The organism is Serratia sp. TSA_198.1 (assembly GCF_052686505.1).
The window spans coordinates 268,716-281,371 of record NZ_JBQZFP010000002.1 but is presented as its reverse complement, the minus strand read 5'-3'; the positions used below and the strand labels follow the sequence as shown (position 1 = coordinate 281,371).

The 12,656-nt window shown below is 60.6% G+C and carries 9 protein-coding genes; 4 read left to right on the top strand and 5 right to left on the bottom strand.

All coding sequences use genetic code 11. From position 1 onward, the window contains the following. Positions 1 to 7 precede the first annotated feature (7 nt). Positions 8 to 1,213 (bottom strand): isochorismate synthase, encoded by a 1,206-nt coding sequence (locus ACUTSW_RS12685; RefSeq protein ID WP_445584575.1) that lies wholly within the window; start codon positions 1,211 to 1,213, stop codon positions 8 to 10. Between the two features lie 199 nt (positions 1,214 to 1,412). On the opposite strand from ACUTSW_RS12685, the gene fepB reads away from it, so the two are divergent. Further along, complete coding sequence (gene fepB, locus ACUTSW_RS12680; RefSeq protein WP_006327042.1) at positions 1,413 to 2,372, top strand: Fe2+-enterobactin ABC transporter substrate-binding protein; 960 nt, start codon at positions 1,413 to 1,415, stop codon at positions 2,370 to 2,372. Here fepB and entS read toward each other — a convergent pair. Next, complete coding sequence (gene entS, locus ACUTSW_RS12675) at positions 2,359 to 3,627, bottom strand: enterobactin transporter EntS (protein WP_004947625.1); 1,269 nt, start codon at positions 3,625 to 3,627, stop codon at positions 2,359 to 2,361. The genes fepB and entS overlap by 14 nt on opposite strands. Positions 3,628 to 3,887: 260 nt before the next feature. Here entS and fepD point away from each other — a divergent pair, with 260 nt between their 5' ends. The 3 genes from fepD to ACUTSW_RS12660 are packed head-to-tail and all read left to right on the top strand — an operon-like array spanning position 3,888 to position 6,783. Continuing rightward, on the top strand, positions 3,888 to 4,961 hold the full coding sequence (fepD, locus tag ACUTSW_RS12670) for a Fe(3+)-siderophore ABC transporter permease (protein ID WP_445584574.1): 1,074 nt from the start codon (positions 3,888 to 3,890) through the stop codon (positions 4,959 to 4,961). Further along, positions 4,961 to 5,986, top strand: a complete 1,026-nt coding sequence (gene fepG / locus ACUTSW_RS12665) for an iron-enterobactin ABC transporter permease (RefSeq protein WP_445584573.1) — start codon at positions 4,961 to 4,963, stop codon at positions 5,984 to 5,986. The genes fepD and fepG overlap by 1 nt, the downstream gene beginning before the upstream one ends. Next, positions 5,983 to 6,783 carry an ATP-binding cassette domain-containing protein gene (locus ACUTSW_RS12660; protein WP_062868176.1) on the top strand — a complete coding sequence of 267 codons (801 nt, stop codon included), beginning with the start codon at positions 5,983 to 5,985 and terminating at the stop codon, positions 6,781 to 6,783. Before fepG ends, ACUTSW_RS12660 begins: the two co-directional genes overlap by 4 nt. A 95-nt stretch (positions 6,784 to 6,878) precedes the next feature. On the opposite strand, the gene ACUTSW_RS12655 is transcribed toward ACUTSW_RS12660, so the two are convergent. The 3 genes from ACUTSW_RS12655 to fes are packed head-to-tail and all read right to left on the bottom strand — an operon-like array spanning position 6,879 to position 12,410. After that, the gene (locus ACUTSW_RS12655) at positions 6,879 to 10,823 is read right to left on the bottom strand and encodes an enterobactin synthase subunit F (protein WP_445584572.1); all 3,945 of its coding nucleotides are present in this window, start codon (positions 10,821 to 10,823) and stop codon (positions 6,879 to 6,881) included. A 32-nt stretch (positions 10,824 to 10,855) separates the two neighbouring features. After that, a complete protein-coding gene (locus ACUTSW_RS12650; RefSeq protein ID WP_445584571.1) occupies positions 10,856 to 11,062 on the bottom strand; it encodes an MbtH family protein in 207 nt (68 codons plus the stop codon). Beyond that, the gene (gene fes / locus ACUTSW_RS12645; RefSeq protein ID WP_445584570.1) at positions 11,037 to 12,410 is read right to left on the bottom strand and encodes an enterochelin esterase; all 1,374 of its coding nucleotides are present in this window, start codon (positions 12,408 to 12,410) and stop codon (positions 11,037 to 11,039) included. The genes ACUTSW_RS12650 and fes overlap by 26 nt, the downstream gene beginning before the upstream one ends. Positions 12,411 to 12,656 lie beyond the last annotated feature (246 nt).

Sequence of the window (12,656 nt, the reverse complement as noted above, 5' to 3'; positions counted from 1 at the left end):
GGTATGCCTATCCTTGGTTCAGGCCAAACGCCCGCGAAATGGTACTGAGTTTGGTACCGGTTTCACGCCATTCGGATTCCGGCGAAGAGTCTTGCACGATGCCTGCACCGGCAAACAACCGCACCTGATTGCCCTGCACGGTGCCGCAACGAATGGTCACGACCCACTCGCCGTTGCCTTCGGCATCGCACCAGCCGACAATGCCGCCGAACAGGCCGCGATCAAAGGGTTCAAGCTGTTTGATCACCTGATGCGCAAGCTGGGTTGGCGTGCCGCACAAAGCCGGAGTCGGGTGCAACAGGCAGGCCAGCGAAAGCGCATTTTCCGCCCGGCTGGCGGCTTCGCCATCGATAGGCGTAGACAGATGCCACAGCGTGGTGGTGCTCAATAATTCAGGGGATGACGGAATGTTCAAGTGGCGGCAGCGGTCGGCCAATACCTGGCGCATGCCTTCGGTGACGAACTTGTGCTCATAAAGGTCTTTGTCCGACACCAATAGCTGTTGGCTGATTTCGCGGTCCCGCTGCGGATCGGCATCGCGGCGGGCAGAGCCGGCCAGCGGATTGGAATGGAACTGCGCGCCGAATTTGCGCAACAGCAATTCCGGGCTGGCGCCCACCAGCGCCCCCTGCTCCAGCGGCACGTGGAAGTGGAAACCGTTAGGGTTCTGGGCGATGATGCGCGCCATCAGCGCCTGGCGATCGACAGGCTCGCGAGTTTCAATCTCCAGCAGGCGCGACAGCACCACTTTATCCAACCGGTCGCCACGGGTAGCCTGCACCGCATCGGCAACCATCTGCATGAATGGCTGCTGAGCAGGCACTTCGGTTTGCCGGGTAATTTCCGGCAAGCTGTCCTGCGGCGGCGTTGCGCCGGCCAAAAAGGCATCGCGTTCAAACCACTGAGTTTGCTGGGGAATAAACAACGCGGAAGGTTGATGAGTATCAAAAGGAATGGCGCCACAGAGTACCGGGTTCTTCACGCCGGCCAGTTTCGCTTCGGCGAAAGCGTGCCGTACCTCTCGCTGGAACTCCCCATTCACCTGGTCCCCGCCCGCGGCGGGCAACGTGATTTTGGCGAAGCAGCCTTGCGTACTCAGGCTACGGAAAGGAGAGGTAAAGAAGAAGCCCGCGGTGGGCGAAACGCCTGCAGTATTCAGTTCGCTCTCCTTGCTTTGCGGTTTCTGGCCGGCACCCTTTACAGTCACGCTCATCGGTACTCCATTTCTCTTCGTGAATGATAACAAACATAATAATGATTATCATTTATGTTTGACCGCGTTAAAGTACCCTTGGAAATTTGCCATGTCAATAATTGTAAACAGCTCTTCTCCTCTTCATCGTGGTAGAAAATCAGCAGCATAAATTATATAAATGATAAGTATTACTATTTAAAACCTAAGGACTTTCTTTATGAAGAAGAACCTGATCTTCGGCCTGGCGCTGTTCGGGCTAGCGGCAATCAGCGCCGCGCACGCCGCCGATGCCGGCTGGCCGCGTAACATTGAAACCTCACGCGGCGTGATCACCCTCAATCAGCCCCCTGCCCGTATCGTTTCTACCAGCGTTACCGTCACCGGCACCCTGCTGGCCATCGACGCACCGGTCGTCGCCAGTGGGGCAACCACGCCCGGCAGCCGTCTGGCGGACAAACAGGGATTCTTCCGTCAATGGAGTGACATCGCCGCGCAGCGCGGCGTCAAACGCCTGTACATCGGCGAACCCAATGCGGAAGCCATCGCCGGTGTTGCGCCCGATCTGATCATCATCTCGGCCACCGGCGCCGATTCCGCCCTGCGCCTGTACGATCAGCTCTCTGCCATCGCCCCGGTGCTGGTGGTCAATTACGACGACAAAAGCTGGCAAGAACTGGCCGCAGAACTGGGCCAGGCCACCGGGCATGAAGCCCAGGCGCATAAGGTCATTGGCGATTTCGATGCGCGTGAAAAAGCGCTGAAACAGCGCATGACGCTGCCTGAACAGCCGGTCTCCGCGCTGGTGTTTGGTTCGGACGGCAAAACCGCCAATCTGTGGACCGCCGACTCCTCTCAGGGGCAGATGCTTAAACAGCTCGGCTTCACTCTGGCGGTACCGCCCGCCAAATTGAACAACAGCCGCAGCATGGGCGTGCGCAAGGACATTATTCAGTTGAGCGGCGAGAACCTGGCGGAAGGCCTGAACGGCCAGACGCTGATGCTGTTCGCCAACGGAGACGCCGACGCGCAACGCCTGCTGGCCAATCCTTTACTCGCTCACCTGCCGGCTGTGCAGCACAAACGGGTTTACGCGCTGGGCAACGATACCTTCCGGCTGGATTATTACAGCGCCGGCAACTTGCTGACGCTGTTGGAAAAACAGTTTATTTCTCGGTAGTCTCGCTGGCGGGCTGGAGCCTTTCTTCCTGCCCGCCGCTGCCCACCTGGCGCAAACCGCGCATGGCGAAAGCCAGTACCACACCCAGCACCGCCACCCCAAAACCAAAACTGGTCGACGTCATCGCCGGCAGCATAAACGCCCCCATTGCCCCCAGCAGTAACGCCCCCAGCGCATCGCCCACGACGTTTTGCGCCGTCCACAGACCATTGATGCGCCCCAGGAAGGCGTCCGGCGTCAGGTTCTGAATCAGCCCGTATTGCAGCAACGAGTTCACCGCGCTCAGGTAACCAAAAATCACCAGGAAAAACAGCGCCAAACCGTACCACGGCATCAGACCGAACAGACCTATGGCGACGAACGCACCTATCGCCGTCGTCAACATCATCCAGCCCGGCCGCGCTACGTGAGCGACCCGGCCGCTGGTGAACGCGCCAATCGCCGCGCCGAGCGGGACTGCGGAATACATAAAGCCCAATTGCGCTGCGCTGACGTGCCACATGCCGGACATCGCCGGATATAGCACCCGCACCGCACTGGCCATGGTCAGCAGCGCGCCGATCAACGCCACCATACCGATTACCCGGTTGCGGAACAGGAAGCCGAAACCACCGGCCAATGCGCGCAGCGGGTGTTCGCGCGGTTGTGGTGGCGGTGCCAGCTGCGGCAGACGCAGCAAGGGGATCAACGTCAGCAAAGTGCCCAACGCCGCCAGGCCGTAGTTCCACATCACGCCGGAGTGAGCGATCACCAGGCCCCCGATCGCCGGCGACAGGATCGAGCCAAAACGCACCGTCAGCATACTGATGGCACCGGCCTGAACGATGTTTTCACGCCCCACCAACGCTGGCGTGGCGGCCAGCAGCGCCGTCACCCCGACCGCGCCGAAGAAACCGTCCCACACGGCCAGCAAATAAATCGCCGTTAACGAAGGGGCCGGCAAGGCAGCGTTCAGGCACAGCCCGATAAAGCCAATGCCGCAGGTGGAGCGAGCAAACAGAATCAAACGGCGGCGCTCGTAGCGATCGGCCAATACGCCCCCCATCAGCAAACCGGCAAACATACCGCTGCCCGCCAGCGTCACGGACAGCCCGACCAACAGGGTCGAACCGGTCAACGCCTGGATCTGAACCGGGATCGCAATGGCCATCAATCCCAGCGCCAGAATGGAAATAAAACGTGCGCAAAATACGGCACGGAACGCGCCATTGGTCTTAAGCAGGCCAAAATCCAGCAAAATAGAGGGCTTACTCATCAGCTTTCTCACCACAACGTAGGAAAAGGGACAGCGTCTATAGCCAAAATAATTGGAGTTGAATCAAGGCGGCAACCAAGCGCATCCCCATGAACGTACAGGAAGTACGTGATTGGGGTAAGTGCAGGCAGCCAACGCAGAGACAGCTTCAAGAATGAAGGGTATGTGCTGCAATAGCGAAGGGAGTCATGGTAACATAGATGAAAGCAATCAATAATGATAATAAATATCATTTATATTCAATTAAATAACGGATTGTTATGTTACGGATTACACGCAATGGCGCGCCGTCCATTCCGGCCCCCAGGGATCGTCTTATTAGCGGCACTCCCCACTCATTTCATCGCAAACTGTTTGGTTTGCTGCTTGCCGTTTGCGCGCTGTTGGCCGTTATGCTGCTCAGCCTGTCGCTCGGCGCTAAATCCATCCCTTTTGATACGGTTATCCAGGCGCTGAACGGTCAATGCCGTGGAGCGGACTGCACCATCATTACCGAAGCCAGGTTGCCGCGCACGCTGGTGGGCGTATTGACCGGCATTGCGCTGGGCCTGTCCGGCGTATTGATGCAAACCCTCACCCGCAACCCACTGGCCGATCCGGGCATTCTCGGCGTGAACGCCGGGGCGGGATTTGCCGTGGTACTGGGCATCACCTTCTTTGGTGCCGCCGAGGTTAGCCAATACCTGTGGTTCGCCTTTGCCGGTGCGATGTTCGCTGCGCTGCTGGTCGCGTTGATCGGCGCGCTGGGCGGCAGCAGCCTGAACCCGGTCCGCCTGACGCTGGCCGGGGTCGCGATGGCGGCGGTGCTGGAGGGAATGACCTCAGGGATTTCTCTGCTCAATCCGCTGGTGTTCGATCAACTGCGGTTTTGGCAGGCCGGTTCGCTGGATATTCAAAATATGCAGGTGGTGCGCACCGTCACCCTGCCGATCCTGCTGGGCACGCTAATCACGCTGTGGATGAGCAAATCGCTTAACAGCCTGAGTATGGGCAACGAATTGGCCACTGCGCTGGGCACCGGCATCGTCCGCACCCAATTGCTGGGCCTGCTGGCGATCACCCTGCTGTGCGGCGGCGCCACCGCCGCCGTCGGCCCGATTGCCTTCGTCGGCCTGATGATGCCGCACATTGCCCGGCGGCTGGCCGGCTCCGAGCTGCACTGGATGCTGCCGTGGACGCTGGTCCTGACCCCCATCCTGTTGCTGAGCGCCGATCTGATTGGCCGCTTCCTGGTGGCCGGCGAACTGCGCGTTTCCATCGTGACCGCCCTGATTGGCGCACCGCTGCTGATCATGCTGGTGCGCCAACGCCATATGTTCAGGAGGCAACGCTAATGTCGATGCTGGCTGCCCGTCTGATGACCGACCCAAAATTGCGTGCCCTGTCGCGGCCGACGCTGACCGCGTCGATACTGGCGCTTGCCTGCGGGGTACTGGCGATTTACGCCCTAGGTTCCGGTTCCCTTTCGCTTAACGCCACGCAGGTGATCGACGCTCTCCTCGGCAAAGGCCCGGCAAACCTGACGGTGATAGTCACCCAGTGGCGTCTGCCACGCGTCACTATGGCGTTGCTGTTGGGCGCCGCACTCGGGATCAGCGGCGCTATTTTCCAGTCTCTGCTGCGCAACCCGCTCGGCAGCCCGGACGTGATTGGCTTCAATACCGGCGCCTACAGCGGCGTATTGGTAGCCATAGTGCTGTTTAACGGCGGCGTTATCGGCATCACCTCCGGGGCGCTGGCCGGTGGCCTGCTGACCGCCGCGCTGGTTTATCTGCTGGCATGGCGCAACGGTGTCGAGGCTTTCCGTTTGATTATCGTCGGCATCGCCGTGCGCGCCCTGCTGGTGGCCGGCAATACCTGGCTTATCATCAGCGCCTCGCTGGAATCCGCCATGACCGCCGGGCTGTGGAGCGCAGGGTCACTTAACGGCATAAGCTGGGCGAAAAGCCTGCCGGTGCTGGCGGTGATCACGCTGTGCTGCCTGCTGTTGCTGACGCTGTCACGCCGCATGCGGCTGATGGAAATGGGTGACGACACCGCCTGCGCCCTCGGCGTGCCGGTGGAACGTTCGCGCGTGCTGCTGCTGCTGATCGGCGTAACGCTGACCGCTGCCGCCACCGCCGTGGCCGGGCCGATCTCCTTTATTGCACTGGTGGCGCCGCAGATTGCCCGCCGCCTGTGCGCCAACCGCAGCGTCCTGTTGCTGACCGCCCTGACCGGCGCGCTGTTGCTGCTGATCGCCGATGTCGCCGCCCAGCGCCTGTTTATGCCTTATCAATTGCCGGTAGGCGTGCTGACCGTCAGCCTCGGCGGCATTTATCTGATTTGGCTGTTAATCCGTGAGTCACGAAAAAAATGAATGCTGAACCCCTGCTGCCCGCGCCGCTGCGCGCTGAACACCTGACGCTAAGCTATGACAAGAAAATCGTAGCGAGCGATCTTTGCGTCTCTATCCCCCAGGGCGAACTGACGGTGATTATCGGGCCGAACGCCTGCGGTAAATCTACCCTGCTGCGCACCCTCAGCCGCCTGATGCAACCGCAAGCCGGAACGGTCTGGCTGAACGGCAAGCACATCAGCGAATACGCCACCAAAGAGGTGGCGCGCCAGTTAGGCCTGCTGCCGCAAAGTTCGACCGCTCCCGGCGACATCACCGTGTTTGATCTGGTGGCCCGTGGCCGCTACCCGCATCAGCGTCTGTTCAGCCGTTGGCGCGAAGAAGACCAGCAAGCGGTGGAGCAGGCAATGCGTTCCACCGGCGTGTTTGAACTGGCCGAACAGCCGGTGGATACGCTTTCCGGCGGGCAGCGTCAGCGGGTCTGGATTGCGATGGTGCTGGCGCAGCAAACGCCGCTGCTGTTGCTGGATGAACCGACCACCTGGCTGGACATTAGCCATCAGATCGACCTGCTGGAATTGATGCGTCAATTAAACCGTGAAAACGGCCACACGCTGGTGGTAGTGCTGCACGATCTCAACCACGCCTGCCGTTACGCCACCCATCTGATCGCTATGCGCGGCGGCAAAGTCGTGGCCGAAGGTGCACCTAAGGATATCGTGACGCCGGAGTTGATCGAAGAAGTGTACGGCCTGCGCTGCATGATCATTGACGATCCTGTCTCGCACACGCCACTGGTGGTGCCGCTGGGGAAATGATTTCCCGCAGATTTGAACGCGGTTCGCAGCGCTCCTAAAAGGACAAGGCCCACGAATGGGCCTTGTCGTACAGGCGGCTTGAAAGACGACGGGTATTACAGCGCTCTTAGAATGCGATTCAGCAAGGGCCCCAGCACCTTAAACGACGCCGGTGAGACGATATCTACGTGCGCGCAATCCAGTTCATGAACCTGCAAGGCATCCACATATTCCGCCCAGGTTTGCTGCACGTCCATCCCTTCCTGCAACGTCTGACGCGCGACAAACAGCGTCGCCTGCCCGCTGAAATTCGCCGTATGGGTCGCGGAAAGCAGACGCACCGAATCGGCATAGTTGGCTTCGATATTATCGAACATCGCCACCCGGGTTTCGCCCAGTGCCGGATCCAGCGTATCTTCCGATACCGCCAGGAACTGCTGGCGTTCGCGCTGCACTTCTTTCAACACGTTGTCATCCAGCATCACGTCCCAGTTTTGCGTTTCCGGCGGATAGGTATCCAGCAGGCCGAGGAAGGCCACTTCTTCGCCTCGCGCCTGCAACCTGGCGGCGATCCCCTGCGCCAAGGTGCCACCCAGCGAATAACCGATAAAGTGGTAAGGCCCCTGTGGCTGAACCTGCAATACCGTCGCCAGATGCGCCTCGCAAACCTGATCCATATTTTCGCTGAGCGCCAGCGGGCCATCCGGACGTGGCGACTGAATGCCCACCAGTGACCAATGTTGATCGATATAGCGCGGCAGTACGCTGAACTGCCAGGAGAATCCGGAAGCCGGATGCAGGCAGAACAGCGTCGGGCCATCGGTGGTACGCAGCGGCAATACGCTGTCGAAACCGGTTTGGTCGGCTTCTTCCTGGGTGCGTTCTTGCGTTAGCAGTTGCGCCAGCTGTTCCACCCGGGAAGCGACCATCACCTGCCCTACCGAAACCGCCTTGCCCAACTCGCGCCGCAGCTCCGCCGCCAGCCGCATGGCCAGCAGCGAGTGGCCGCCGAGGGCAAAGAAATCATCGTCGGCAAATACGGTTTCACGTTGCAGCAAGCGCGCAAATACCGCAGCGATCGCCGTCTCCAGCCCGGGTTCAGGTTCACGACCCGCAGCCCTGACGCCGTTTTGCGGCTGCGGCAGCGCTTTGCGATCCAGCTTGCCGTTAGCGCTTAGCGGTAAAGAGTCCATCTCAACCAACGCCACCGGCACCATGTGTGGCGGCAGGCGATCGGCCAAGGCGCCACGCAGGCCGTCGAGATCCAGGCGCACGCCAGGCTGGGCCACCAGGTAACCCACCAGTTGGCGGGCATCCCCACCGCCGGTGTCTGCCGGCGTATTGCCCAGTACCAGCGCATGGGTCACCGCCTGCTTAATGCCAGGCAGCGACAGCAATGCATGGTCGATTTCGCTCAGCTCAATGCGCTGACCACGAATTTTTAGCTGATCGTCGCTGCGGCCGAGGTATTCCACTTCGCCACCCGGCAGCCAGCGCGCAACGTCGCCGGTACGATACATCCGTCCGCCGTTGCCTTCGGGATCGGCCACAAAGCGGCTGGCGGTCAGTTCCGGGCGGCCAAGATAGCCCTGCGCCAGCTGCACGCCGGTAAGATACAAATCGCCGGCCACACCCGGCGGCACCGGCCGCAGACGCGCATCCAGGATGCGCAGCCCGGTATTCCACACCGGCAGGCCGATCGGCACATTGGCGCCCGTGATTGCCGCCAGCGACTCGCCCCAGGCCGGATGCCAACTGACATCCACCGCCGCTTCGGTCGGGCCATACAGATTATGCAAGGGCACGCCAGTGCGGCTTTGCCACAGGCGACACAGCTCAGCCGGCAGCGCTTCGCCGCTGCAAAAGACCTGCCGCAACGGCGCACAGCAGGCCACCGCCGGCGGGTTGTCCAGCGCGCCGACAAAGGCCGCCAGCATCGAAGGCACGAAATGCAGCGTGGTAACCCGATGCCGGTCAATCAACGCCAACAGCTGTTGCGGGTCGCGGTGCGCTTCCGGCGGCGCCATCACCAACTGGGCCCCCACCATCAACGGCCAGAAAAACTCCCACACCGAGACGTCAAAGCTGCATGGCGTTTTCTGCAGCACCACATCGTTCGCCGCCAGTGGATACTGATGCTGCATCCACAGCAAACGGTTGACGATCGCCTGGTGCCCCACCAGCACGCCTTTCGGCCGCCCGGTAGAACCGGAAGTAAAGATGATGTAAGCCGGGTGATGCGGCGTTGGCCCGCTGAGTATCGCCTCAGCCGCGCAGTCGACGGCCAGAGGCGCATCAAACAGCAGGATTTCTCCCTTGCCGGCAAAACGCGCCTGCTGCGTAGGTTCGGTGATGATCAGTCGCGGTGCGGCATCTTCCAGCATCATGCCAAGGCGTTCGTCAGGGTAGCCGGTGTCCAGCGGCAAGTAGGCGGCCCCCGCTTCGACAATCGCCATCAGCGCCAGCGACAGGAACACCGAGCGCGGCAGCGCAACGGCAACGATATCGCCGGGCTGTACACCCTGTGCCGTCAGTTGGCGCGCCAGCGCGGTGACCTGTTCACGGGTTTCGCGATAACTGAACCGGTATTGCGCGTCTCTCAGCGCCGGAGCATCCGGGGTTTTCTGCGCCTGTTCGGCCAGCAGGCCGCTGAGGGTTTGCGCCGCCACCGGATGAGCGGTGTCGTTAACCCTGGCCAGCAGTTGGCGGTCCTGTTCGGTCAGCAAATCGGCTTCGCCAATCGGCATCTGCGGCCGGGCGGCAAACTGACGCAGCAACAGCGGCAGGCGCTGTAAATGCGCCGCCAGCTCATCGCGCTGATAACGTTCGGCATTGGCCAGCAGATCCACCTTCAGCGTGCCGGCCTCGTCGAGATACAGCGCGATCTCCAGATCCCGTACCGGCCCCGAGGCCAACTCGTGAGTAATGCCTTCGATACCGCCGAAATCCAGCTGGAAATCGAACATTTTAAAGTTGAAAACGGTGCCGTACAGCGGCTGGGCATCGCCAATCCGTCCCAAATCACGCTGGATTTGTTCCGCCTCGTAACGCTGATGACGACGGACGGTTTTCAACTCACGGCCGATGCCACCGGCGATCTCGCACAGCGTGGCCTGGGGATCGAGGTGCATTTCGATCGGCAATACGTTGATCACCGGGCCGTTGGCGCACAGCGCAGCAGAACCGGTGCGGCGCATAAAGATGAAACCGGCGCTGAAGCTGCCGTGGCCGCTCAGGCGAGACACCCACAACGCCACCAGCGCCAACGCCATATCCGCCACGCTGAACTGCTGCGGGCTGGCGTTCACCAGTTGGGTAAAATCTTGACGATCGCACAGCTGCGATAACCGGTGGATGCGGGTGGTTGGCGTCTGCCCGGCCAGCGGCTGCGGGCAAAGCGTGGCCGGCGCAGGCAACTGCTGCGCCTTGTTCAGCCAAAAAGCAGCATCGCGCTGGCAGGTTGCCGACTGCTGGTAGCGCTGATATTCCGCCACCACCTCGCTGAAGGAGGTAAACGGCGTCGGATCGGGCTGTTCATCGTTCAGTATACGGCTGTAAATATGGGCGATTCTGCGGGCAATGGCGGTAAAACTGAAGCCATCGACCAGAATATGGTGGTAGCGCTGATACCAGAACCAACGCCGGTCCGACAGGCGGATCAACATATGGCGGTACAGCGCCTTGCCGCTGCCGATGCGCAAATCACCGGACATATCCAACTGCATCACCGCCTGCGCCGCCGCCAGGGCATCGGGAGAGCCGCGCAGATCGAGATATTCCGTCGGCAGGATCGCCAGGTCGGCGTCATGCCACTGTACCGGCACCCCGTCCCGCTCTTCAAAGCGGAGCTGAAGAGTATCGACTTCGGACAACCCCTGCGCAATCGCCTGCAATAGCCGCTCTTCGTTCAGTGGGCCGCTGAGTTCGATATAGTGGGAAACCGCATAGGCATTGGCGTACGGCGATATTTGATCGGCCACCCAGATGCCAGGTTGCGCGGCGACCAGCGGCAATTCAGTGGCAGGCCGCGCTTCGGTCGGTAATAAAATAGGGTCTGACAAGGGAGTGACTCCTGTTAACGGTAATGGCGTCATCACGCCTTACACAGCGATGCGGGCCGCATATCCTGCCAATGCTGTTCCAGCCAGCTCACGCACAGCGAGCGTACCGCCGGGCCGAAAACCGGCGTCCACCCCGCCGGTACTGCGCTGAAATCAGGCCATAGACTGTATTGCCGCTCATCGTTTTGCAGAATCAGGCAGATTTGGTGTTCATCATCGAACGGGTTCAGAGTTTCCATCACGGACTCCTTGGACTTTGAAAGTTAGCCTGGCGAATGGCGCGGCAGGCTGATCCGCCCACAACGCCTGCAGCCCGTCGATCAACCCGCCGCGCCAGCACAGAGAGTCGTGCCCGCCTTCCACCACCCGGTATTGCACCTGATGGCCGGCATCACGCAGCACATCCGCCATCCGATCATTCACCCTGCGCGCCACCTGTTCGTGGGTGCCGGCCTCCATGAACACCTTCAATCCACCCTTGCGGCCAACGCTTCGTTCGGCCTGGCGCAGCAGCCAACCGGCATCGGCCGGCACGGCAGGTTGCTGGTACATGTCGCGACGCGGCCACCAGAAAGAGCCGGACTGAGCAATCACGCCGCCAAAACGCTGCGGCCAGTGGAGACCGGCATACAGCGAAGACAGGCCGCCGAAGCTCTGGCCACACACCAGCGTGCTTGCAGGGTTGCCGCTGTAGGGTGCCCATTCAGCCAATTGCGGCAGCAGTTCTTCCTGCACCGCCAACCAAAAATCCTCATTGCAGGCTAACTCATGCGCACGCTGCTTTTGATCGACGGCGTCAATCAACAGATACACCGCCTCCGGCAGTTTGCCCTCACGAGTCAGTTGCATCAGCGGATCCCAGACCGGCATATTGTTCGACCAGAACTGGCCGTCCAGCAGCAGGGCCAGCGGCCGCTGCGCCGGGTTGCTGTCACCGGTGGTGTAAACCCAAACGTTACGGGTATTGCCCAACCGCGCGCTGTGCCAGCTGTGGCGTTGCAGCCTGGCGGGCGGAGCCGGGGTACAACGCCCGCAGGCCGACGCATAACGATCGAAATCCTGCCAGGCCGGTTGCGGCAGCGCCGCCGGCATATGCAGGCCGGACAGGACGTTGCCGTTGGCGCCGAACCAGGAGCGGTGAGGATTAAGCAGATCGTGGGTGGCGCTGGCAAACACCTGATGCCACCAGTGACGGACCGAATGCATATTGGCGTGCGCATCGTTATCGCTGAGCGTCAGCGGCCGATCGTCCATGCAGGGCATAAAGCAGTAACTGCCACGCCAGTCGGCGTTCAGCTCGGTTTGCCAATACCAGACGTCGGTCCCTTCCAGCCGTTGCAAGCTCTGCGGTGGCGAGGGCTGATGATGGTCGGTGAGGCAGTTGATGTGGATCCAGACGCGTTGATAGGCTGAAGTGAGCTCACATCCCTGAGGATCACGCCATAAAAATGTGACCTTCCCTCGCCCATCTCCTTGCAGCTCCACCAGCGGCGTACCGCGTTTGGCGATATTCAGCCACCATCCATGACGCCCGGCGTGCTTGCTCGATAATAATCTGCTGCTTTCTGACTCGGATTTTGTTTTCAAAACGCCTATTCACTTTTAGCTGGCAGCTTCAAGAACGCCGGCACATTCGCGGCGCGAGGCGCTGCCTAAAAACGGTAAACCGAATACTATTGATAATTATTTGCGTTTGCAATAGTGTGTTAAGGCTCGTAAACAGAGCAGGTATTCTTCAACAGGGACGGATATCGCTTTTTAGCGCCGAATCCAATGCCGTTGCGTCTCGGTCTGTTGGATTTTTATTTCCGCGATCACAAAAACTACAACCGC